Below are 21,639 nucleotides of genomic sequence, written 5' to 3'. Positions count from 1 at the left end.
GTCGATCGTTATCGATTGGTGTCGATTCGCCGCATGCGCGGCGTCGTACTCGCTCAGCGCACCAGAAAACCATAGGTCAGCGGATCGCGCTCGTCGACCAGCCAGTTCGCGAAACCGCAGATATGCGCGTCGCCCTCGATCTCCGGAATCACTGCATCGAAGTGCCCTAATTTCGTTTCTGCGAGCACCCGGCCACGAAACACCGTACCGATCACCGATTCGTTGACGAGCGTCGCATCGCGCGCCAGTTCGCCGCGCAGATACAACTGGGCGACGCGGCCCGCCGTGCCCGAACCGGTCGGCGAGCGATCCACCTCGCGATCCGCGAACACGCAACAGTTTGCCTGCGTCGAGCCCGCATGACGCGGCGCGTTATCGATGATCGTGCCGTAGATATGGTTGATTTCGGGAATCTGCGGATGCTCGACCTTGAAGGCCGCGTTCGCAGCACGCTTCACTTCGGCGCCGAACTGGATCAGTCGATCGACCGCGTTTTCGCACACTTCAAGTCCGAACGGCTTACCCGACGTATAGAAATAGAACGCGCCGCCGAATGCGATATCGCCGCGCACTTCGCCGAACGATGGCGTCTCAACCGTCACATCGCGTTGCCAGATAAACGACGGCACGTTGACGAAACGTACGCTGCCCACATGATCGCCGTCCCACCGAACGAACGCTTCGATAAAACCGCACGGCGCATCGATGCCGACACGCGTTTCCGGTTCGCTCCGTTCAACCCAGCCAAGCGCCACGGCCGTGGTGGCAAGTGCGATCACGCCGTGCCCGCAGTGGTCGCTATAGCCTTCGTTGTGGACAAAGATGATGCCGAAATCGGCGTCTTCGCTGACTGGCTCGGTCAGATAACCGCCGTACATATCGGCATGACCGCGCGGCTCGAGCATCAGCGCGCGCCGTAGATGATCCGCGTGTTCCTTGAGCCAGGTACGCCGCTCGACGATGGTCTTGCCAGGAAACTTCGGCAGTCCGCTCGTCACGATCCGGAACGGCTCGCCGCCGGTATGCACCTCAACCGTACTGATGACGCGATCCAGTTTCATGTTGTTGCGCGCCCTCGTTGTGCGGCCCCGACATCCTTCACCCCGACCATCCTGTTCTCCTCGATGCTGTTTTATACTGGCCCAAAATCTAGACCACATTGGATTTCGCATCAACCAGTTTCAAAATAATCGCGGCGATCTGGTTTGAAAACGGATCAGCTGTATTGAGCTGTTTCCCCGCAATCCTCGAATCCTGGCGATATGGTCACGACAACTTTCGCATCCGAGAGCGCGTTTCGCCCGAAGCAGATCTACGAACAGGTGTCAGAGCGGATTCGCGCCGACATCCGTGGTGGCCAGTTCGCGCCGGAAACAAGGCTGCCATCCGAGCGCGAACTGGCCGCGCGGTTCGGCGTTGGCCGCCCGGCGGTGCGCGAAGCGATCGGCGCGCTGCAGAACGAAGGGCTCGTACTCACGCGGCGTAACTCCGGCACCTATGTTTGCGCGGATGCGCTGCAGCGGCTTTCAGCCGCCCCGCCTGACGACATGGCGCCGGCGGCGGACCCCGACTTCAGTCCCAGTTCGACGCTCGACGTGCGGCTGATCCTCGAACCGGCCATCGCCCGACGTGCGGCTGCGCACGGGCGACGCGATCCGCTCGCCGAGCACTATCTCGCGCAGATGGATTCGATCGTCGATGTGACCGATGCGGGGCAACGGGCGTTGTGGAACGATAGCGACCGGCTGTTTCATCGCCAGCTTGCGGTGATGACCGGGGATGCGTTACTCGTGAAAATCGCCGATGAAGTCGCGAAGACGATGGATCAGCCGTTGTGGAAACGGCTCAAGGACGATGGGATCGATGACCCGGCGCGTATCCGGCTTTATGTGTCGGAGCATCGGTTGATTTATGAGGCGATTGTCGGTGGCGATGGGGAGGCGGCGGCGTTTTATGTCGAGCAGCACATCATGCGGGTGCGTCGGGATATAACGCCGAAGTGAAATTACGCGGCGCTGTGCCTACTCAGCGCGAGTCAACACAATCCCCCGACGCGCATAGAACCTCGTTAGCGTCTCGAACGGCAGATAGGCATCCTGCTGATACGGCGCAACACCCGACGGATTATGAAACCACACACCGTCATGATCGCGCCCGTGCAGCAGAATCAGATGACCGCCGCGCCTGTTGTTCGGCCGGTCGGGATAGCGAACCTCCGGACTCACCGAAACGATGACGACCGTATCGCTATCGATCCGCTTGGCTATGTCCTCGATCGCGATGTCGGTCAACACATCGGCCTGCAAACCGAACTCCGCAGCTACCCAGTTCGCGAACGGCTGATAGATCAATCCATCGACGCCACCATCGGCACGCATCCGGTAAACCTCGTGACGTAACGCGTCGTCGAGGAGAATGGAGCGCGGCGCATGTGCAATACGCCAGAAGTCCAGCGCCGATTCAAGACAGGTCAGTCCACACAGACGTTTCGCCCAGAACCGGTAGCGCTCGGGGTCGACAAAACCGCTACGCGTCCACGCCGGATCATCGCAAGGATCGGCGCCGTCCTCGACGATCGGACGAACCCATTCCGGACTGCCCCATTGCGTGTAATACGGCACGCCGGTATGGCGAAGTTCGGTGCCGCCCGTCACAGCATGCTCCGCGGACGCTGCGTCGTACCGTCCGCAAAGCGCCGCAACCGGAACGCCGCGAGATCGAGCGAGGGCTGCCCGTCGTCGATCCACTCGGCCAGCAAGCGACCCACAATCGGCCCCATCGCAAAACCATGACCGCAAAACCCGGTCGCCACCAGCAGCCCGTCTATCTGCGACGGCGCATCGATCACCGGAATCCCATCCGGCAGCACATCGATCAACCCACCCCATGCTTCGACCACCTGCGCATCCTTCAACGCAGGAAACAGCGTGCGCAATTTGTGCAGCGCACGCGGCGCATGAGCACGGTTCGGTTGCGGCTGCGGATCGCGTGGTTGCAGCACGCGTTCGCGAGCCGGCACGACGCCAGGCAGGCGGTCGCGCAGATCGCGTACGAACGCATCGTTCAGATGAAAACTAAACGAATCGCGCTGCGTCCACAGTTCGGGCAGGAACCAGCTCAGCGCACGCAGATGACCGAGCGTCATATCGACGTCGACCTGCATCTCGTCGGCCAGATTGATCGTGCCATTCGCGCGCTGGCGAATGCCCACGCCGCCGCCCCAGAACGCGGTTGCCGTCACGGGCGGCAACGCATTGGTGCGCATGCAGGTGCCGCGCACCGTTTGCTGCGGCAGTGCAATGCCGAGTGTCGCGAGCAATTGCCAGCTACTCGCGCCGGCCGCGCAGACGAAGTGACGCGTGCGGATCGTGCCGCGCTCGGTGACGACGCCGGCAATCGCTCCGCCCGCACGCTCGATAGCGAGCACGCCGCAGCCTTCGAAAAACCGCGCGCCCGCTTCAACCGCACGGGCGGCAAAAGCCGGCGCCACGCGCCGCGGCTCGGCCTGGCCGTCGCTCGGCGTGTAGAGCGCGCCGAGTGCCGTGCCCTGCATGCCGGTCACATGCGCATCGATCTGCGCGCGATCCAGCGTCCGCGTGTCAAGCCCGTACTGGCGCGCAACGTCGATCCATTGCTGGAACGAAGCCCACTCGCTTTCGTCGCTGGCAGCGTAGAGGCAACCGCCCTGGCGCCATTCGAGATCGAAGTTCAGCTCCGTTTCGAGCTGTGCCCACATGCCGATGCTGGCCATCATCAGCGGCACTTCAGCGGCTTCGCGACCCTGCTGGCGCACGAAACCCCACGCGCGGGTCGACTGCTGCCCGGCAATGCGCGACTTGTCGAGCACGACGGCCTTCAAACCGCGCCGCGCAAGATAGTACGCCGCGGCGCAACCCATGATGCCGGCCCCGGCAATGACGACGTCCGCGGCGTCGGGAAACGGTTCGTCGGCGGGCGTCAGCGTGGCGTGCAGCGGATAGGTCGTCGTCATCGGATCAGCGTGGTGAGTGGTGAGTGGCATGCGCGTTGAGTCGCAGCCCGGACCTCGAGGTAAAAACGCCCGCGACGCCCGTGCCGCAGCATCTTCGCAGGCTCACCGGCTCGCTGCAATCCCGTTGCACCGGCCTGCGCCCGGGACCGCACGCCCGTGCACAACGTCTATCCAAGGTCGGCTCCCGGCGCCGCGCTTCGCATAAAAGCAGCAACGGGGCATTTTTTTGCGGTACATTTGCTGTCCCCAGGGGCACCGGCCAGGCGTCCCGGGTATTGCATCGCGCCGTCTCGAACGGCTCATCGGCTATCCAATTTACATCGGCGGGCATTTTTCGCAGCATGGCCAACGAAGCAACTTCACCCGACTCCCTCGCGGTCGCCGAACGCGTCCGCGAGCTGATGAGCCGGCACGGCATCGGTAAGCGTCAGCAGACCACCGAGCTATGCCGGATTCTCGATCTGAGCTTCTCGCAGGGGCACCGCAAACTGCGCGGTAACAGCCCGTGGACGCTCTCGCAGATCAAGAAAGTGGCCGAGGTGTTCGGCGAACCGGCTGCGCAACTGTTCGGCGCGCAGACGCTCGACCCCGGCATGGTCGGCGCGATCGCGCAGGAAGCGGTGTTCTCGGTCGGCGCAATCGACATGTCCTGTACCGCATGGGTCGGCGCGGCGCTCGAGCCGGGCAGCCGGCCTGAATTCGTCGCCTATTCGAAACTCGGCCAGTGGCGCGTGGTCCGGCACGACGGCGCGCTTTATCAGAACGCCTACGAAGTCCATAAGATTGAGATCTATCCGCGCCGCGCGGAAACCGACAAGCCGCTCATCGCCGTCGTCGACGACGATCACTCATCCGCCGACAACCTGCGCGATTATCTCGAACGCAGCGGTTTCGCCGCGCTCGCCCTCTACGGCCTCACCGCATTCGCCGAAGCGTTGCAGACCCAGGTATTCGACGGCATCGTGATCGACTGGCTGTTCGGCAGCCAGACATCCGCTGCCGCGATCCGCGCGGTACGTGGCTCCGAAAACCCCGACGCGCCGATTCTCGTGCTGACCGGCGAACTGCTGACCGGCAAGGCGAGCGAATCGGAAATCAGCGCGGTGATCCGCACCTACGACGTCGCCTGCTACGAGAAACCCGCACGTATGGCGATTCTGGTCGCCGATCTGTCGAAGCGGCTCAACCGCGCATGACATCGGGCCGCATGCGCGTCGTCAGCGCACGCTGCACCGCTTCGCGCAACACTTCGTAGTGCACTGGCTTAGCCAGACAATCGAAGAACGCGGTGGTTTCGTCCGACGGTTGCTCGGGCGCATACGCGCTGACCACGATCACCGGCGCGCCCGCGGCCGGCCCGCTGCGCGCCGTAAACTCTTCGATGAACGCGTAACCGTCGCGGCCCGGCATGTGCAGATCGAGCAGCACGACGTCGCAGTGGTGGGTGTCGAGCCACCCGATCGCCTCGTCCGCACTGCCCAGCGCGGCCGCATCGCAGCCCATGTGTTCGATCATCTCGCGCAGCGACTCGCGCACCAGTTCGTTGTCGTCGACGATCAGCACGCGCGGCCGTGCGCCGTCATCCGGTGCGGGTACTACAGTCTGCGGCGGCGCGGCCAGTTCCACCAGCGCGACCGGGATCGAGATCGTGAACGTCGTGCCTTCGCCCAACCGGCTTTCGATCTCCAGCTGACCACCGAACAGATCGACCAGCCCCTGCACGATCGCGAGCCCCATACCCGCGCCTTCGTAGCGGCGCGAGCGCGATGAATCGAGCTGCGTGAATTCCTTGAAGATCAGTGGAATCTGCGCGTGCGGCACGCCCGGGCCGGTGTCGCGAACCGTGATCGACAGGACGGCGGGCGCGTGCGCTGCATCGAGTGCGAAGCGCACGTTCACCGCGCCCTTCTCGGTGTAGCGGATCGCGTTCGTGACGAGGTTGTTGACGATCTGCCGGATGCGGTGCGGGTCCGAATCGACGCGCGCTGCCACGCCCTGTGCATCGCCATCGAGCCTCAGTTGTTTCGCTAACGCCGCCACATGATGCTCGTCGACGATCGACGCCAGCAGTTCACGCGGATCGAAATGTTCGTGCCGCAATTCGAGCTTGCCGGCGCCGAGCCGCGCGTAGTCGGTCAGGTCCTTCATCTGCGCTTCGAGATGGCGCGCCGCCGTTTCGAGCCGCCGGATGATCTTGCTGTCGCCGTCCGAATGAAAATTGAAGCCGAGCAGCTCAACCGACGAGACGATCGCATGCAACGGCGTGCGCAGCTCGTGGCTGATCATGCCGAGGAAGGTGTCTTTCGCGAGACTCGCTTCGCGTGCCGCGCGGCTTGCCTGGTGCTCGGCTTCGAGCGCCGCGTCCTGCTGCCGGATCAGGTTCGTGCGCCGCCGGCCGTTCAACACCAGCAGCGCTGTCGAGGCCGTCGACAGCAACATCAGCACGAGGCCCGCCACAAACAGCAAACGACGCTTCTCGATGAAGTCGCGATTGAGCGCCTCGCGATCCGCGATGTCGGCGAAGCGCCGGCTCAGCGCGAGGTCGTTCACCTCCGTCCAGTGCGCGCGCAGCACGGCGATGATCTGCGCCACGCGAGCCGGATCACGTTGCAGTGCGTCGACATCGGGCTCGATGGAGGTGAGCAAGGCATTGAGGCTGTCGAGTTCGCCCTGCTGTCTCTGTGCAAGCGCTTTCTGGCTGCCCAGCATGCGCGTCGAAACGGTCACCACGCCGACCTTCGACTGCACGACCTGCAGGCGCAACTGTATCTTCGTGTAGTCGCTGTCGACCCCGGCCTTGTAGAGCAACAACTGGTTCTCGAGCCGCCCATAGGCGATCTGCAACTGCGCCGCGTCCCAGTAGAAGCTGTCGTAGGTGGCGGTGAGCTGCTGCGTGACACGCGGGTTGAGCAGGTTCGCGTACAGCAGATAGCCGACCGCCGCGACCGGCGCTGCGAGCGCCGCGAGCCAGACGATGATGTAGAGCGGACGTCGCAGCGGACGCCGGATTATTTGATGATGAACGACTTGATCTGCCATATGAACTTCGAGTCTGCGGAAACGTTCATCAGTTCCGAGGGGAACGCGTCACGCGGATAAACCAGAAACAGCGGGCCGTAGTCGCTGATCTTCAGGCGCGTGCCGTTCATCGCATACGCGACGACGACGCCATAGTGCGCGGCATCGGACACCGGGATCGTGTACGCATAGTCATCGTACGAATGAACCTCGATCTGCGTCCCGGTTGCGCCAACGGCCTTCAGGATGTCGCTGAGCAGCGGGCCCGTGAAGGTCGACTTCGGCGTCCACGTGGTCGTGGTCGCAATCGAATGCACAGGCAGCGCCAGCAGCGCGGCTTCGGTGAAATGGAACACCTTGTGCGTCGGGTCGTTGGTGTTGCTGATCTTGCCGCTCACGTCGAGTGACAGCGGCGCAGCCTGCGCGGACGTCCACACCGCGAACGCGAAGACGATCCAGAGTGCCCGCCAGCCGCTTTTTCTGTTGCGCATCAAAACCACCCCTTTTGTCACATCGATATGGCTGTATACGCCGGTATCGCATCGTTGCGCCCGAATGTGGCGAGCGGCCGTCCGGCCTGATGCGGCACCCCCGCGCCTGGGTTCGCGGCCCGATTCCGGCAGGCCGGCGCAGATCCGCCGAACCGTAGGCATAATATCGTCAATCCGAATCCTCTCAAAAACGCGGCCCCGCCGTCGGCGGCGCGCTTCAGCCTCACGCCCTGTGACTCATGAACCGACCCGTCCTTCCTCTGACGTACGAACAGCTCGATCACTGGATCGAATCGCTGCAGCCCGAACTGGCAGCGGAAAAATTCACGGCCGCGATCGGCATCCTGCGCGGCGGCGCGCCGCTTGCCCTGATGGCGTCGCATGTCGCCGGGATACCCGTCGCGTTTCTGCGCTGCGACCGGCGCTCGCGCCACGTAACATGGGATTCGACGCTGCCGGTGCCGCCGCACGGCTCGAAGGTGCTGCTGTGCGAAGACATCGCGGGCCGCGGCTTCACGTTGATCGACTGCATTGCATTTCTCGAACAGCACGGCCTCGTCGTGAAGACGCTGACCGGTACCTTCGATGAAGAAAGCCGCATCCGCCCCGACTACGGGCTCGATGCGGTGGGCTACTTCTCACTGTTTCCGTGGGAACGCCTCGTGTCGTCGGAACGTCATCGCGACGACTGGCTCGGTACCGACGACGAGCCCGACATCGATCCCAGCGATCCCGCCAGCGACAATCAGCAGCACGCAACCTACGCCATCGATCTGGATGGCATCCTGCTGCCCGACGTACCGCCGGCCCATTACGAAGCGGACCTCGCGGCCGCACTGAACGAGCGCGACGCGCTGTCGCCTTACGAAGCACTGCCGGGCATCGACCGGACGCGGATTCACGCGATCGTCACAGGACGGCCGGTCTTCGACCGCGAGCGCACGGTTGCGTGGCTCGATCGGCACGGTTTCGGCCACCTCGAACTAGTGATGCGCGCGCCCGACACACACGATGGCAGCCCGGCCGGCACCGCCGCGCACAAAGCCGCAGCGGCACTGCGCTGCGGCGTGACGCATTTCATCGAAAGCGATCCTGCGCAGGCGCTGCTGATCGCGCGCCAGGCGCCGTTGTTGCGCGTGGTGTGGTGGGATGCGACCACGCGCACTGGGACGCTCGCCAGCGCGTCGCAGTGGGGTTGAAAAGCGGGCCGACAAGCAGGCTGAAAAAGCGTCACGCCTCGGCGCGCAGATGCGCCGCCGCCCGCTGCGACGCGACCACGATCAGCTTCATCGTCGCGCGCGTTGCGCCGACAAACAGCTTGCGCGCAATGCGCTCGTCGAACACGTCGAAATCGACCTCGGTGAGAATCACGCATGGCGCGGACTGCCCCTTGAAGCGGTAGATCGATTCGAGCAGCACGTCGCCTTCGCGATACTCGGGGCTACCGAACAGATCGTACTTGCCGGTAAAGCTACGCAGCCGGTGCGGCCCGAGCTGGTCGAGTTCCGTCAATGCCGAGCCTTCTCGACCACGAAACGACAACACAGCGATGTCCTGGCGACGAAACCCGAGTGCCAGCGCCTGGGTGATCGCACGCTTGGTCGCCTCGATGCAGCCTTCGGTGGCGTTCGCGTCATCGTAAGTCGACACCGACACGTTCGAGCCATCGAACGGACTGCCCGACGCCAGTGTCGCGGCGAACGGCACCGACGCACCGACGATGTCGCGCACGTAGTCGAGAATGTCGCGCGGGCTGCGGTAGTTCGTCGTCTCCTTCAGCACGGTCCAGCCCGGTAACTCGACGGGCGGTCGCATGTAGAGGTTCTGCAGCGGGTCTTCGAGCCACCACCATGCGGCGCCCGGCGCGAGCAGCCGTTCGAGCGCGCTCACCCACGGTTGCTGGAAATCCTGGCCTTCGTCGACGATCAGCACGTCGTATTGCCAGCGCGCATCGATCGGTGTCTGCGCGAACGTCGCTTCGAGTTGCCGGAAGATGTCCGTGGCCTGGAAATCGGGCGTGCGACCCGCATCGCGTGCAATCCAGTCGCATAGCTGGTGGTAGTTTGCGACCTTCGCTTCCGGCGGCGCCACGCGCGCGATGTGATCGGCCAGCGGCCGGTTGAAACACACATACAGCGGTCGCTGCCCGCGCGCGACGGCATCCTTCATCACCTGCACCGCGAGCTGCGTCTTGCCCGAGCCAGCCGTGCCGATCACGCGCAAGCGGAACGGCGCGAATTCGAGGCGGCGCGCCCACGTGGCAAGTCCACCCGCCAGGCGCGTGACCAGCGTGCCGGCCTGGCCGACCAGTGCGCTCGCGTCGGGGGTGAGTGCGAGTTCGTCGGCAAGAAAATGATGGAGTTTCGCGGCGCATGGCAAGCGAGGTTCATCGGCGGGCAGCGCGTCGAGAATGACCGACACGAGCCGGTCCTTGCGCGTCGCATCGACGATACGCGCCGGATTCACGCCGGCGATCGCCGCATCTTTCACGACATGATCGGGGCAATACAGCAGCTCTTCGATGAAATAGGTGCCCGCACCGAACGCCGCAGTAAACCGCCGATGCAACCCTTCGATCGTCCGCGCCAGCCCGATCGCGACATTGCGCTCGGTCTGCAGATGCACCTTGACGAGCCCCTTCGGCGTTTCGCGCAGAAAACCCGTGCGCTGCTCGACGATCATCGTGCGCCCCGCCGGACTGACGATCACGAAGTCCGCTTCGCCGAACACCGAGAAGCCTTCGTTGAGCCGCGTCCAGTGCACGCCGTGATAGACGGTGTAATCGGCGGGTAATGCATCCGCAAACAACGCGAGCGTTTCGCGCTCGCGTGCGGCGGCGCCGGTGGCGGCGAGATGCATCCAGTCGTCGGGAACAATACGGGCCATGCTGTGCCTCATCACGTTCGGGTGCGCACATTGTACGCAACGTGCGTTACGTGGCGCGGCTGTGCTGATGGCACGCTTGCAGTACGGGTGAACCCGCGTGTGAACCCTTCACACAGCGGCGATTTTTTCATCGCCCAATGCGACGCCCCGTCATCGTGTATCGTTAGCGACTGAACGCCGCGCCCGATGCGCGGCTTGCCAAATACTGGAACGGAGATAGACCGGATGATCACACTCTGGGGACGCGCCAACTCGGTGAATGTCCAGAAGCTCTTGTGGTGCTGCGACGAACTCGCACTGCCGTACGAACGCATCGACGCCGGCCTGCAATACGGCCGCAACAACGAACCCGATTACCTCTCGATGAACCCCACGGGCCGCGTGCCGACGCTCGTCGACGGCGACTTCGTGCTGTGGGAATCCAACTCGATCCTGCGCTACCTGGTGATGCAGTACGCGCCATCGAGCTTTCTGTATCCGGCCGAACCGCGGGCACGCGCGAGTGTGGACCGCTGGCTCGACTGGTCGCTGTCCACGCTGCAACCGGCCGAACGCCCGGTGTTCTGGGCGCTCGTGCGCACACCGGCTGCTGAGCGCGATACAACAAAACTCGCCGCCGATCTGCTGGGCGTCGGCGCGCTGTGGAAGCTGCTCGATACGCATCTGCAGGGGCGCTTCTTTATCGAAGGCGAACACTGCACGCTCGCCGACATCGTGCTGGGTTCGTATGCGAAGCGCTGGTTCGGCCTCGACGGTGTCGAGCGCCCGCTGCTGCCGAATCTCGAGCGCTGGTACTCGCGCCTCGGCACGCGCACTGGCTTCAAGAAGTACGTCGACCTTCCCTTGACCTGACCCACGCCGACGCAACCATATGACGATCACGCTACACGCATGGGGCACGCCGAATGGCCGCAAGGTCACGGTTGCGCTCGAAGAAATGGGGCTGCCTTACACGATCAAGTCCGTGAACATCGGTCGCGGCGATCAGTTCGAGCCGGAGTTCCTGCGTATCAGCCCGAACAACAAGATCCCCGCGATCGTCGACACGGACGGCCCCGACGGGCAACCGATCAGCGTATTCGAATCGGGTGCGGTGCTGCTCTATCTCGGCGAGAAAACCGGCCAGTTCCTGCCAAAACCGCTGCGCGAACGCGTGCCGGTGCTCGAATGGCTGATGTGGCAGATGGGTGGCTTCGGTCCGATCCCGGGACAGGTTCATCATTTCGCCGCGCTCGAATCGGAAACCGACCGGCGCTATGGGTTACAACGCTATTCGGAGGAAACGCGGCGGCTCTATGGCGTGCTCGACCGGCGCCTTGCGCAGGTGGAATTCGTTGCGGGGGAATTATCGGTGGCCGACTTCGCGATTCTCGGCTGGGCCTGGCGCCACGAACGCCATCTGGTCGATCTCGCCGATTTCCCGCATGTGCAGCGCTGGTACGAGACGCTATTCGCGCGGCCCGGTGTACAGCGCGGTTTCGCAGTCCAGTTCGAGTGACGGCGGCCGCACGCGATGCCGCTTATAATCACGCGATGAAGAACGCCAAGCCCACCGCGGCAGCCAGAAAGCCGGTTGCCCCACTCCACGACCATCGCGACGATCGCGCCCATACACATGGCGGCTCGCAGGAAAGCGCGCTCGCACTCGCGGACGAATATTGCCGCGAACGCGGCGAAAAACTGACGCCGCTTCGTCGCAAGGTGCTCGAGTTGTTGCTGGAATCGGGCCGCGCCACCAAGGCGTATTCGTTACTCGACGACATGCGCCAGATCCATCCAGGCTCCGCGCCACCCACCGTTTATCGGGCGCTCGATTTCCTGCTTTCCGCGGGGCTCGTCCACCGCATCGAATCGATCAATGCATTCACCGTCTGCCACGATCTGACGCAATGCCAGCACGGCATTCTGGTGGTTTGCCAGCAATGCGGCGATGTCACCGAACTGCATCAGCCGAAGCTGCGCCAGGCACTCGTCGCACAGATCGAAGACGCCGGTTATCGGCTTGCCAGCGAAGAAATCGAATTGAAGGGTCTATGCGCTGCGTGCGAAGCCGCGCAGCATTCCGAGAAGGTTGCGGGCGCTGCAGGTAGATAGCCGGGCAGATAAGCGCTGGCTCAGTGCATCCCCGCCGCACGCGCATCGATCGCATCGTGCAGCAGCGTAACGAGTTCGTCAGGCTGCGCCGGCTTCATCATGAAATGCTGGAAGCCTTCACCGATACTTCGCAACCGGTAGCTGTCGTCGGTGTGACCGGTGAGCGCCACAGCGACCGACGGCGCATGATCGCCGCGAATCTCGTGATCGCGTAGCCGCTGGATCAGATAGAAACCGTCCATGGTGGGCAGGTCGAGGTCGCAGATCACCGCATCGGGCAATTCGCGTACAGCCGCTTCGACACCCTCTTCCGCGTCCGCTACCGCCACGACGCGTGCACCTTCCGATTCGAGCAACAGGGTCAACGACGCCCGGCTATGCGGGTCGTCTTCTACCAGGACGATGGTTGCCTGATCGAGTCTCAAGACTGCGTTCATTTTGCGTGTTTATTGCGTTGTTGCTGTAAAGCCGTTAAGAACCGGTAAGGCATGCGCATCGCATCTCCACTGCTGGCGGTGCATCTGTCGCGTCTGTCAATCGGACCTGCTTGCGCGCGCCAAGTTGCAATTGTGGCACGCCGCGCAGACTAGACGGCCAACAAGGCACTCAAATGAAAAACGGCGCCACGTCGGCGCCGTCTTCTGCGGTCAGCGCCCACAAAGGCCTATCCGTTGTCCGCCACCGCTTCCGCATAGCCAAGTTGCACCGAAATCGCACGACCGGCCTCTTTCAGTAACGCGACGTAGTGCGCTTTTGTATCGGCGCCACAGCGCATGCTCGGAAACGACACCGACAAACCTGCAATGACATGGCCAAAACGGTCAAATACCGGCACGGCAATGCATTGCAGCCCTTCTTCCTGCTCTTCGTTGTCTTCGCCGTACCCCTGCTCGCGTACGCGCGGCAGAATGCTCAGCACGGCATCCGCGGAACCGAGCGTTTTCTGCGTCGATTTGCGGAACTCGATGGTAGATAGCACGTGGCGTGCCTCCTCCGGCGTCATCCATGCCAGCAGCACCTTGCCGATCGCGGTGCTGTAGAGCGGATTGCGGCGGCCGATGCGCGACTGCATGCGCAGGTCGTAATCGGCATCGATCTTGTGGATATAGACGATGCTGTTTTCATCGAAAGCGCCTAGATGCACGGCCTCGCGCGTGAGCCGCGAAATATGCCGCATCTGCACATCGGCTTCGCGCACGAGATCGACGCTTTGTAATGATTTCGCGCCAAGTTCAAACAATTTGATCGTTAGACGATAGCGGTCGGTATCTTCTTCCTGGGCGACATAGCCGAGTGCTTTCAGCGTCTGCAGGAAACGGTGCACGGTGCTCTTCGACATCACGAGCCGCTGCGACAGCTCGCTGATGCCGATCTGATTGTTTTCGCCGAGGGCCTGCAGAATCGCGAAAACCTTGTTGACCGCCGCCACCGATTCGACACGCTCCGCCCCGCCGCCGTCCGCGATCAGATCGGCGGAATCGGCGAGCGCAATGTCGTCCGCTTTCGTCTTCCTTGCTGCCACTCTTGCTGCATCTCGCATAGTCACTATCCGTTCGTGCCCGACTTCAGGCCGTCAGCATAACGCGATTAATTTCGGCCCGGCATAACGCCGGGTGTCGTTCAGCGCGCGAGCCATCCGCCGTCCACCGCGAGCGTGTGCCCGTGCACATAATCCGACGCTGCAGAAGCGAGAAACACGACCGGTCCCGCGAGGTCGTCCGGTGTGCCCCAGCGTTCTGCTGGAATGCGCGACACGATCTCGTCGTTGCGTCGCACGTCGTCGCGCAACGGTTCGGTGTTGCGCGTCGCCATGTAGCCCGGCGCGATCGCGTTGACGTTGATGCCGCGCGCGGCCCATTCGTTGGCGAGCAACCGCGTGAGCCCGAGTACGCCGCTTTTCGCAGCCGTATACGACGGCACACGAATGCCGCCCTGAAACGACAGCATCGACGCGATGTTGATGATCTTGCCGCCGCTTTGCTGCGCGACGAACTGACGCGCGACTGCCTGCGAAAGAAAGAACACCGCTTTCAGATTCACGTCGATCACTGCGTCCCAGTCCGCTTCGGTGAAATCGAGCGCATCGTTACGGCGGATCGTCCCGGCGTTGTTCACGAGTATGTCGATCTTGCCGAAGGCCGCGACGGCTTCCTGCACGATGCGCTCGACCGGTTCGAGCGTCGCGAGATTCGCCTGCACATCGATACAGCGGCGACCGAGATCGCGCACGATGCCTGGCGTCTCGCCCGGCCCGCTGTGATGCACACCGACGATATCGCAACCGGCCGCCGCGAGCGCCTGCGCCATACCCGCGCCGAGCCCAGTATTGCTGCCGGTGACGAGCGCCACCTTGCCGGTCAGATCGAACAGACGAGCGGACGCGGGCGCGGTGGCCACGGAGCGCTCAGCGCAGATCGGCGACGGCGACATGATCCATGTCCTTGAACACGAGGTTTTCGCCGACCATGCCCCAGATAAACGTATAGGCCCGCGTACCGACACCCGAATGAATCGACCAGCTCGGCGAAATCACCGCCTGCTCGTTATGCACGAGGATGTGCCGCGTTTCGTGCGGCTCGCCCATCATGTGGAAGACCGCCGCATCGTCGGCGAGGTTGAAGTAAAAGTAGACCTCCATGCGGCGCTCGTGCGTGTGGCACGGCATCGTGTTCCACAGGTTGCCTTCTTCGAGCTTCGTCATGCCCATCGAGAGCTGACAGGTCTGCAGCACCTCGGGCACGATGAACTTGTAGATGGTGCGGCGGTTGCTGGTTTTCGGATCGCCGAGCGTTTCTGGCGATGCTTCGGCCAGCGTGATGCGGCGCGTCGGATAAGCGGTGTGCGCCGGTGCGCAGTTCAGATAAAACCGCGCGGGCCGCGCAGCATCGACGCTGCCGAACGTCACCGATTGCGTGCCCTGGCCGATATACAGCGCCTCTTCGTTGCCGACTTCGTGGCGCTTGCCGTCCACTTCGATCCAGCCCGCCCCGCCAATGTTGATCGCGCCCAGTTCGCGCCGCTCGAGCAGATAGTTGACGCCGATCGCCTTGCCGAGCGACGCCGAGATCTCGACGGGCCGCGTGACCGGCAGCGCTCCGCCGACGATGATCCGGTCGATATGGCTATACGTCAGTTTCAGCGCGTTTTCTTCGAATACGCTTTCGACGAGAAACTGTTTGCGCAGTCCCGCGGTATCGAGCGTGCGGGCATGCTCGCTGTGGATGCTTTGCCGGACGTCCATGGTTGTCTCCGTGATGAAGGATCGCGGCCGCCGGGGGCGTGCGGCCATCCATGCGGCGCATTAAAACATAAATTGTTCAATTTCGGAACGACGGTCCGGATTTTGTGATTGAAGCTGTTCCACACCTCATTACACGGTAACTTCATTCGGTTTACGTAGGTGTAAACGATGATCTTAAAACTCGAAACGCCGTTCCATGTCGGTGCTAAATTGCGATCCAGGCGTTGACCGCCGCGCGCTCGCAGAAGCGCGTGCCAGACGCCCTGCAACCACACCACCAAGAGACAAACCGATCGGGCGCAGGCCCGTGGAGGAGCAATCCGCATGAACATCAAGAGGTCCATCGACCGCATTCCGGGCGGCCTGATGCTGGTTCCGCTGCTGCTCGGCGCATGCGTGCACACATTTGCGCCGCATGCTGGCAAAACCCTCGGCTCGTTCACGAATGCGCTGATCACCGGCACCCTGCCGATCCTCGCGGTCTGGTTCTTCTGCATGGGTGCCAGCATCAGCCTGAAGGCGACACCGGTCGTGCTGCGCAAGAGTGGCGTGCTGGTGCTAACGAAAGTCGCGACGGCGGCGCTCGGCGGTGTGATTGCATCGCACTTCCTACCGCCCGGCGGCATCACGTCGGGCTTCCTCACGGGCCTGTCGGCGCTCACCGTGATCTGCGTAATGAACGAGACCAACGGCGGCCTCTACATGGCGCTGATGCAGCAATACGGCACGAAAGAAGAAGCGGGCGCGTTCTGTCTGATGTCGCTCGAATCGGGGCCGTTCATGACGATGGTCACGCTCGGCATTGCGGGGCTCGCGAGTTTTCCGTATGCAACGCTGTTCGGTGCGTTGCTGCCGTTCCTGATCGGCTTCGCGCTCGGTAATCTCGATCGCGAGTTGCGGCAGTTCTTCAGCCAGGCCGTGCCGGTGATGGTGCCGTTCTTCGCGTTCGCGCTCGGCAACAATCTCGACTTTGCCGTGATCCTGAACACGGGTCTGCTCGGCGTGTTGATCGGCATCAGCGTGATCCTCGTCACCGGGACCACGCTCGTGCTCGCCGATATCTTTCTCGCGAAGGGCAACGGCACCGCCGGGATTGGCGCGTCGTCGACGGCCGGTGCTGCGGTGGCGGTGCCGCAGATCATCGCGGGGATCGAGCCGCGCTATGCCGCGGTTGCGCCTGCGGCGACGGCGCTCGTGGCGACCTCGGTGGTGATCACCGCGCTGCTTACGCCGATCCTCACCTCGCTGTGGTCGCGCCGCTGGGGCACGCTGTCGCCGAAGCATCGCGCGGCGGCGGCATTGTCCGGCGGCGGCGCTGCGCTCGATACAGGACTGGACGGTCCGCTCGAAGCGCGTTCGAACGCGCACTGATCGCGCTGCACCGGCAACCGATGCCGGCGCCCTGTTGCGGCGCTATCATGAGCGCTCGCTCCGCCCGCTGCCGCGGGCGGATTCCGCGACGGTGCGCTGCGTTCTTCCGTCTGCCGGACCCGAGCACGTAACACGCAACGCGCCCCCACCCTCCTGCGCCCATACGACGATGCCCGCCCCCGATTCCGCCACGCTCGAAGCCCTCCGTCACGTCAGCACCGCGACGCTCACCACGCAACTGTTCAAACGCGGCCTGCGCAATACTTTTATGCAAGGTGTCGCACCGCTCGCGGCGCACAGCGGACCGAATCTCGTCGGTCCCGCGTTCACGCTGCGCAACATCCCTTCGCGCGAAGACATCGATGTGCTCGAACTGTTCGCGAACCCCGAATACGCGCAGCGCAAATGTGTCGAGACGATTCCGGCCGGTTATGTGCTGGTACAGGATTGCCGCGGCGAACGCGGCAGTGCATCGTTTGGTTCGATTCTCACGCAACGGCTACAGGTGCGCGGCGTGGCGGGCATGGTGTCGGACGGTCCGGTGCGCGACAGCGTAACGATCGCCGCGCTCGGCCTGCCGGTGTTCTGCGCAGGTGCCAGCGCACCGCCGAACCTGCTGCGCCATCACGCGATCGATATCGATGTGCCGATCGGCTGCGGCGGTGTCGCGGTGTTTCCTGGCGATGTGATTGTTGGCGACACGGATGGCGTGGTCGTGATTCCGCACGAAATGGCCACCGATGTCGCCCAGGCCGCCGTCGAGCAGGAGCATCTCGAAGAATTTCTGACTGAGCGCATTCGCGACGGCGCGGCATTGCCGGGGACCTATCCGCCGAACGAAGCGACCCGCGCCGCGTACGACGCATGGCGGCAGGCACGGAAGCGCTAAAAATTCTTGATTCCTGAGTCCGGCGGCTAGATGCGCCGCGGTATGGCCTCTGCGAAAAAATCGGTGACTCGTCGCACGCGCGCCGGTACAAACCGGCGTCTTGGCCAGATGAGGCTGATATCTCTGGCGTCGCCTATAAATTCGTCGAGAACAGTGATGACGTCCGGATGCCGGAGATCATCGGCAAGAGAGACCTTGGCAAACAGGCCGATTCCCACTCCGGCTAGAACACCCGCCCGTATCGTTTCGACACTGTTGGACGTGAGATTTCCGCGCACGGACACGCTAAATTGACCTTCTGGTCCGACAAAGGACCAATGCGTTGACTCCGCCAGACCGCGATATACCAGGCAATTGTGATCGACGAGGTCGGCGGGGGTCTTTGGCGTTCCGTGTTGCTCGAAGTAGCGACGGGATCCAACGCAGACGAGCGGCGTGCTGGCCACGCGCCTCGCAATCGCATCGGGATCGTTGACGGGCCCCACCCGGATCGCCAGATCGATCCCGTCTTCCACCATGTCTCGCACGAAGTCCGAGAGAACGAGATCGACCTGAAGGCCAGGATTGAGCGATAACAGGTCGGGGATAAGCGGCAAAATATGCAGGCGGCCGAACGTACCTGATGCAGCGATCCTGATCAGACCCGAGACATTGCCCGTGCTGCTGGTCAGTTCGCTGTCGGCGTCATCCATCTCGTCAAGCAGCGGTTTTGCCCGGTCGTAGTATCTCTGCCCTTGATCCGTCAGGGTCACACTGCGCGTGCTTCGGTTAAATAACGCCACCCCGAGGCGTCTCTCGAGCGCGCCGATCGCCTTGCTGATGGCCGACTGCGAGTCCCCGGTTCGACGCGCGGCGGCGGTAAAACCGCCTGCTTCAACCACGGCGATGAAGGCGTTCAATTCGTTGAATCGATCCATACTAATTCCTCCATGGAATTAATATTATGATAATTCAACCTATTATAATCGGTTCCGGCATCACCCACAATCCAGCCTTCTCCACAGGTTGAAGGACGGGTGTCATGAATATCGATCTCACTGGCCGCAAGGCCGTCGTTACCGGGTCAACGGCGGGTATCGGCCGGGCCATTGCAGAAGGGTTGGGGCGCGCAGGCGCCGCGGTCGTGATCAACGGCCGCACAGAGCAGCGCGTCTCCGCGGCGCTTCGGGAGCTTCGCGAACGCTTGCCAAAGACGGAGTTCACCGGCGTCATCGCCGATCTTGCGACCCCGGAAGGCGCGGCGGAGTTGTTCGCGCGGGCGCCGGATGCGGACATTCTCGTCAACAACGTGGGTACGGGGCGTCCGAAGTCCTTCTTCGACATTGAGGACCGCGAGTGGATCGATCTCTTCGAACTGAACGTCATGAGCGGCATTCGCGCCTCCCGCCACTATGTGCCGAACATGACGAAGCGCGGCTGGGGGCGCGTCGTTTTCATCAGCAGCGAGTCCGCGCTTGCCATCCCCAAGGACATGATCGACTACGCCACGACCAAGACCGCCCAGCTCGCCATTGCAAGGGGTCTCGCCGAGGTGGTCGGCGGAACGGGCGTCACCGTTAACTCGGTTCTCCCTGGTCCGACGAATTCGGAAATCATGGGTGGCTGGGCGCAGGCGAGCGCAGATGCGCAAGGCATTACGCGTGAGGAAGCCGAGCAGCAGTTCCTGAAAACGAATCGCCCGACCACGCTCCTCAATCGCTTCGCGACAACCGAAGAAGTCGCCAACCTGGTCGTCTATGTCTGCTCGGAGCAGGCGTCGGCGACAACCGGTAGTTCCTTGCGTGTCGACGGCGGTGTGGTTCGGACAATTGCATAGGGCACGCGCGTTTTCACTCGTTCAACGCGGCTTCGGGAAGGGTCAAAGCATCGGTTCCTTCCCGGGGTAGACGACAGCCCAGGTCAGTCATTCAGAAAAAAAACGCCGGCCAAGGCCGGCGTAAGGGTTCTGGTTATTCCGAGGGCGTACCAGAACCTGAGAGACGGTACTGCGTTGTGCTCCGTGTGCATGCTCGTTGCCGCACGCTGCGACACAACGTTCGATACACGTACAACGGTTCGTACATGGCGGGAAAGTATAGCCGTGCGTCATTGTTTAGTTAAGCACAACATCTTTCTTTTCATTCCATCGATACAGACCTGTCTAATCACGTCAACGGCGCGTGAATCGTATGATCAATACCGCGCGTGCATTCGATCGGCATCGATGCAAAACGCTGTTGTGTGACGGTCGCCCAACGCGCGCCAATGCAGCCCCGCTTCGCGATGCAGCGCTAGAATTCGCGCATGACTACCTATATCGCCCTGTTGCGGGCCGTCAATGTCGGCGGGACCGGCAAGCTACCGATGTCCGAACTGCGCGCGATGTGCGAATCCATCGGTTGCACGAACGTGCGCACCTATATCGCAAGCGGTAATGTTGTTTTTGCCAGCACGCTGTCGAAAGCGTCGGTGAAGGCGAAGCTGGAAGCCTGCCTCGCTGGCTATGCGGGTAAGCCGGTCGGCGTGGCGATCCGCACCGGCCCGGAAATGGCGGCGGTGCTCGCCGCCAATCCGTACAAGTCGACTCCACCGAACCGCACAGTCGCGATCTTTCTGGACAGCCCGCCGCCCGCCGATACGCTTGCACAGATAAGCGGCCAGCAAACCGAAGAAGTTGCGCTCGGCAGGCATGAGATCTACGTGCACTACGGCGACGGCATGGCGCACACGAAGCTGAAAATTCCCGCAGCGAAAACCGGCACCGCCCGCAACATGAACACCATCGCCACGCTCAGCGAATGGGCGGCAACTTGAGGTCTAGGCTGCGCTGAGCGCATCCACCAGCAGCGCCTTCAGGCTTCCCACCAGTAGCGAATCGCCACTGCCGTGCGCCGACGCGATCGCCATGCCGAACGACGGCAACGGCGGCAGCCCGGTGTGCGTATCGAGCACCGTCAGATCGGCGGGTACCGCGCCTTCAGTGAGTGCCGTGATCGCGATGCCGGCGCGGACCATCGCGAGCAAGCCATCCTTGCTCGCGCTCTCGCACGCGACGTGATACGCGATGCCCGCGCCGTCCAGCGCGCGTCGCGCTGCCTGGTGATCGAGCGTGTCGGGCTCGGAGAGCGCGAGTGCCAGCGACGCTTCGCCGCGTTCCGCAGCCCGCGCATGCGCGCCGACCCACACGAGTTTTTCGTAGCGCACGGCCGTCTCGCCGTCATCGCCCGGCGCCAGTGAAACCAGCGCGAGGTCGATCCGCTTGTCACGCAGCATGCGCCGCAGATGCGTCGTCGATGCACACACCAGATGCACGCCGACGCGCGGATGACGGCCCGCGATCTCGCGCAGCAGCGTCGGCAAGAACGTGATGCAGTAGTCGTCGGGACAACCGAAGCGGATCGCGCCGCTCAGGCTGCGTCCGGTCAACTCGGCAAGCGCCTCGTCGTGAATGCGCAGCAGTTCACGTGCGTGGCGCAGCAGCGTTTCGCCGCGCGCGGTCAATTCGACGCCGCGCACCGTGCGTAGCAGCACGGCGCCGCCCGCCACTTCTTCGATGCGCCGCACCTGCATGCTGATCGCAGATTGCGTACGACCGACTTCGGTCGCGGTGCGCGTCAGCGAACGCGTGTCGGCGATCGTGACGAAGGTTCTGAGCAGATCGATGTCGAGGTTGGTCATG

At 63.1% G+C, this 21,639-nt stretch carries 22 protein-coding genes; 10 read left to right on the top strand and 12 right to left on the bottom strand.

From position 1 onward, the window contains the following. Positions 1-53: 53 nt before the first annotated feature. On the bottom strand, positions 54-1,061 hold the full coding sequence (lhpH, locus tag BWP39_RS19830; protein ID WP_096723294.1) for a trans-3-hydroxy-L-proline dehydratase: 1,008 nt from the start codon (positions 1,059-1,061) through the stop codon (positions 54-56). A gap of 201 nt (positions 1,062-1,262) precedes the next feature. Between lhpH and BWP39_RS19825 the strand changes: the two genes are divergently transcribed. Further along, complete coding sequence (locus BWP39_RS19825; RefSeq protein ID WP_096723292.1) at positions 1,263-2,003, top strand: FadR/GntR family transcriptional regulator; 741 nt, start codon at positions 1,263-1,265, stop codon at positions 2,001-2,003. A gap of 18 nt (positions 2,004-2,021) precedes the next feature. On the opposite strand, the gene BWP39_RS19820 is transcribed toward BWP39_RS19825, so the two are convergent. Both BWP39_RS19820 and BWP39_RS19815 read right to left on the bottom strand, forming a co-directional pair. After that, positions 2,022-2,654, bottom strand: a complete 633-nt coding sequence (locus tag BWP39_RS19820) for a C39 family peptidase (protein ID WP_096723289.1) — start codon at positions 2,652-2,654, stop codon at positions 2,022-2,024. Beyond that, a complete protein-coding gene (locus BWP39_RS19815; protein ID WP_096726046.1) occupies positions 2,651-3,991 on the bottom strand; it encodes an NAD(P)/FAD-dependent oxidoreductase in 1,341 nt (446 codons plus the stop codon). Before BWP39_RS19815 ends, BWP39_RS19820 begins: the two co-directional genes overlap by 4 nt. A gap of 341 nt (positions 3,992-4,332) precedes the next feature. Here BWP39_RS19815 and BWP39_RS19810 point away from each other — a divergent pair, with 341 nt between their 5' ends. Next, positions 4,333-5,187, top strand: a complete 855-nt coding sequence (locus tag BWP39_RS19810; protein WP_096723287.1) for a helix-turn-helix domain-containing protein — start codon at positions 4,333-4,335, stop codon at positions 5,185-5,187. Here BWP39_RS19810 and BWP39_RS19805 read toward each other — a convergent pair. Continuing rightward, positions 5,174-7,030, bottom strand: a complete 1,857-nt coding sequence (locus BWP39_RS19805; protein WP_096723285.1) for an ATP-binding response regulator — start codon at positions 7,028-7,030, stop codon at positions 5,174-5,176. The two genes, BWP39_RS19810 and BWP39_RS19805, sit on opposite strands and share 14 nt — an antisense overlap. Further along, complete coding sequence (locus BWP39_RS19800) at positions 7,000-7,500, bottom strand: molybdopterin-dependent oxidoreductase (RefSeq protein WP_096723283.1); 501 nt, start codon at positions 7,498-7,500, stop codon at positions 7,000-7,002. Before BWP39_RS19800 ends, BWP39_RS19805 begins: the two co-directional genes overlap by 31 nt. A 239-nt stretch (positions 7,501-7,739) precedes the next feature. On the opposite strand from BWP39_RS19800, the gene BWP39_RS19795 reads away from it, so the two are divergent. Then, entirely contained in the window at positions 7,740-8,699 is a 960-nt protein-coding gene (locus tag BWP39_RS19795) for a phosphoribosyltransferase (protein ID WP_096723281.1), read from the top strand. Positions 8,700-8,730: 31 nt separating this feature from the next. On the opposite strand, the gene BWP39_RS19790 is transcribed toward BWP39_RS19795, so the two are convergent. Beyond that, complete coding sequence (locus BWP39_RS19790; RefSeq protein ID WP_096723279.1) at positions 8,731-10,386, bottom strand: ATP-binding domain-containing protein; 1,656 nt, start codon at positions 10,384-10,386, stop codon at positions 8,731-8,733. Between the two features lie 225 nt (positions 10,387-10,611). Between BWP39_RS19790 and BWP39_RS19785 the strand changes: the two genes are divergently transcribed. From BWP39_RS19785 to BWP39_RS19775, 3 genes are read left to right on the top strand one after another with little or no spacing between them, the layout of a single operon-like run. Then, positions 10,612-11,238: a glutathione S-transferase family protein gene (locus tag BWP39_RS19785; protein WP_096723277.1), complete on the top strand. Its 627-nt coding sequence runs from the start codon at positions 10,612-10,614 to the stop codon at positions 11,236-11,238. Between the two features lie 19 nt (positions 11,239-11,257). Then, a complete protein-coding gene (locus BWP39_RS19780; RefSeq protein ID WP_096723274.1) occupies positions 11,258-11,884 on the top strand; it encodes a glutathione S-transferase N-terminal domain-containing protein in 627 nt (208 codons plus the stop codon). Positions 11,885-11,919: 35 nt separating this feature from the next. Next, on the top strand, positions 11,920-12,480 hold the full coding sequence (locus tag BWP39_RS19775; RefSeq protein WP_096726045.1) for a Fur family transcriptional regulator: 561 nt from the start codon (positions 11,920-11,922) through the stop codon (positions 12,478-12,480). Between the two features lie 20 nt (positions 12,481-12,500). Here the strand turns inward: BWP39_RS19775 and BWP39_RS19770 are convergent, their stop codons facing one another. From BWP39_RS19770 to kduI, 4 genes are all read right to left on the bottom strand, one after another. Beyond that, positions 12,501-12,917: a response regulator gene (locus BWP39_RS19770; protein WP_096723272.1), complete on the bottom strand. Its 417-nt coding sequence runs from the start codon at positions 12,915-12,917 to the stop codon at positions 12,501-12,503. A gap of 227 nt (positions 12,918-13,144) precedes the next feature. Further along, positions 13,145-14,020 carry a DNA-binding transcriptional regulator KdgR gene (gene kdgR / locus BWP39_RS19765; RefSeq protein ID WP_096723270.1) on the bottom strand — a complete coding sequence of 292 codons (876 nt, stop codon included), beginning with the start codon at positions 14,018-14,020 and terminating at the stop codon, positions 13,145-13,147. Positions 14,021-14,100: 80 nt separating this feature from the next. Beyond that, positions 14,101-14,910 carry a 2-dehydro-3-deoxy-D-gluconate 5-dehydrogenase KduD gene (gene kduD / locus BWP39_RS19760; RefSeq protein ID WP_096723268.1) on the bottom strand — a complete coding sequence of 270 codons (810 nt, stop codon included), beginning with the start codon at positions 14,908-14,910 and terminating at the stop codon, positions 14,101-14,103. Then, entirely contained in the window at positions 14,885-15,721 is an 837-nt protein-coding gene (gene kduI / locus BWP39_RS19755; RefSeq protein WP_096723266.1) for a 5-dehydro-4-deoxy-D-glucuronate isomerase, read from the bottom strand. The genes kduD and kduI overlap by 26 nt, the downstream gene beginning before the upstream one ends. 324 nt (positions 15,722-16,045) lie before the next feature. Between kduI and kdgT the strand changes: the two genes are divergently transcribed. Beyond that, positions 16,046-17,092: a 2-keto-3-deoxygluconate transporter gene (gene kdgT / locus BWP39_RS19750; protein ID WP_096723264.1), complete on the top strand. Its 1,047-nt coding sequence runs from the start codon at positions 16,046-16,048 to the stop codon at positions 17,090-17,092. Between the two features lie 169 nt (positions 17,093-17,261). Further along, on the top strand, positions 17,262-17,981 hold the full coding sequence (locus tag BWP39_RS19745; RefSeq protein ID WP_096723262.1) for a ribonuclease activity regulator RraA: 720 nt from the start codon (positions 17,262-17,264) through the stop codon (positions 17,979-17,981). Between the two features lie 26 nt (positions 17,982-18,007). Here BWP39_RS19745 and BWP39_RS19740 read toward each other — a convergent pair whose 3' ends face one another. After that, positions 18,008-18,898 (bottom strand): LysR family transcriptional regulator, encoded by an 891-nt coding sequence (locus tag BWP39_RS19740; RefSeq protein WP_096723260.1) that lies wholly within the window; start codon positions 18,896-18,898, stop codon positions 18,008-18,010. A 104-nt stretch (positions 18,899-19,002) separates the two neighbouring features. Between BWP39_RS19740 and BWP39_RS19735 the strand changes: the two genes are divergently transcribed. Further along, a complete protein-coding gene (locus tag BWP39_RS19735) occupies positions 19,003-19,797 on the top strand; it encodes an SDR family NAD(P)-dependent oxidoreductase (RefSeq protein ID WP_096723258.1) in 795 nt (264 codons plus the stop codon). Between the two features lie 467 nt (positions 19,798-20,264). Beyond that, complete coding sequence (locus BWP39_RS19730; protein WP_096723256.1) at positions 20,265-20,774, top strand: DUF1697 domain-containing protein; 510 nt, start codon at positions 20,265-20,267, stop codon at positions 20,772-20,774. Between the two features lie 3 nt (positions 20,775-20,777). Here BWP39_RS19730 and BWP39_RS19725 read toward each other — a convergent pair whose 3' ends face one another. Beyond that, the gene (locus tag BWP39_RS19725; RefSeq protein ID WP_096723254.1) at positions 20,778-21,638 is read right to left on the bottom strand and encodes a LysR family transcriptional regulator; all 861 of its coding nucleotides are present in this window, start codon (positions 21,636-21,638) and stop codon (positions 20,778-20,780) included. Position 21,639 lies beyond the last annotated feature (1 nt).

The sequence above is a fragment of the Paraburkholderia acidicola genome, from assembly GCF_002362315.1.
Taxonomy (GTDB): Bacteria; Pseudomonadota; Gammaproteobacteria; order Burkholderiales; family Burkholderiaceae; genus Paraburkholderia; species Paraburkholderia acidicola.
This window is presented reverse-complemented; position numbering and strand designations above follow the sequence as displayed.

Bases quoted from the DNA above. Each gene is read 5' to 3' on its own strand.
- lhpH (WP_096723294.1), bottom strand. From the start codon at position 1,061: ATGAAACTGGATCGCGTCATCAGTACGGTTGAGGTGCATACCGGCGGC.
- BWP39_RS19825 (WP_096723292.1), top strand. From the start codon at position 1,263: ATGGTCACGACAACTTTCGCATCCGAGAGCGCGTTTCGCCCGAAGCAG.
- BWP39_RS19815 (WP_096726046.1), bottom strand. From the start codon at position 3,991: ATGACGACGACCTATCCGCTGCACGCCACGCTGACGCCCGCCGACGAA.
- BWP39_RS19810 (WP_096723287.1), top strand. From the start codon at position 4,333: ATGGCCAACGAAGCAACTTCACCCGACTCCCTCGCGGTCGCCGAACGC.
- BWP39_RS19805 (WP_096723285.1), bottom strand. From the start codon at position 7,030: ATGGCAGATCAAGTCGTTCATCATCAAATAATCCGGCGTCCGCTGCGA.
- BWP39_RS19800 (WP_096723283.1), bottom strand. From the start codon at position 7,500: ATGCGCAACAGAAAAAGCGGCTGGCGGGCACTCTGGATCGTCTTCGCG.
- BWP39_RS19795 (WP_096723281.1), top strand. From the start codon at position 7,740: ATGAACCGACCCGTCCTTCCTCTGACGTACGAACAGCTCGATCACTGG.
- BWP39_RS19790 (WP_096723279.1), bottom strand. From the start codon at position 10,386: ATGGCCCGTATTGTTCCCGACGACTGGATGCATCTCGCCGCCACCGGC.
- BWP39_RS19785 (WP_096723277.1), top strand. From the start codon at position 10,612: ATGATCACACTCTGGGGACGCGCCAACTCGGTGAATGTCCAGAAGCTC.
- BWP39_RS19780 (WP_096723274.1), top strand. From the start codon at position 11,258: ATGACGATCACGCTACACGCATGGGGCACGCCGAATGGCCGCAAGGTC.
- BWP39_RS19775 (WP_096726045.1), top strand. From the start codon at position 11,920: ATGAAGAACGCCAAGCCCACCGCGGCAGCCAGAAAGCCGGTTGCCCCA.
- BWP39_RS19770 (WP_096723272.1), bottom strand. From the start codon at position 12,917: ATGAACGCAGTCTTGAGACTCGATCAGGCAACCATCGTCCTGGTAGAA.
- kdgR (WP_096723270.1), bottom strand. From the start codon at position 14,020: ATGCGAGATGCAGCAAGAGTGGCAGCAAGGAAGACGAAAGCGGACGAC.
- kduD (WP_096723268.1), bottom strand. From the start codon at position 14,910: ATGTCGCCGTCGCCGATCTGCGCTGAGCGCTCCGTGGCCACCGCGCCC.
- kduI (WP_096723266.1), bottom strand. From the start codon at position 15,721: ATGGACGTCCGGCAAAGCATCCACAGCGAGCATGCCCGCACGCTCGAT.
- kdgT (WP_096723264.1), top strand. From the start codon at position 16,046: ATGAACATCAAGAGGTCCATCGACCGCATTCCGGGCGGCCTGATGCTG.
- BWP39_RS19745 (WP_096723262.1), top strand. From the start codon at position 17,262: ATGCCCGCCCCCGATTCCGCCACGCTCGAAGCCCTCCGTCACGTCAGC.
- BWP39_RS19740 (WP_096723260.1), bottom strand. From the start codon at position 18,898: ATGGATCGATTCAACGAATTGAACGCCTTCATCGCCGTGGTTGAAGCA.
- BWP39_RS19735 (WP_096723258.1), top strand. From the start codon at position 19,003: ATGAATATCGATCTCACTGGCCGCAAGGCCGTCGTTACCGGGTCAACG.
- BWP39_RS19730 (WP_096723256.1), top strand. From the start codon at position 20,265: ATGACTACCTATATCGCCCTGTTGCGGGCCGTCAATGTCGGCGGGACC.
- BWP39_RS19725 (WP_096723254.1), bottom strand. From the start codon at position 21,638: ATGACCAACCTCGACATCGATCTGCTCAGAACCTTCGTCACGATCGCC.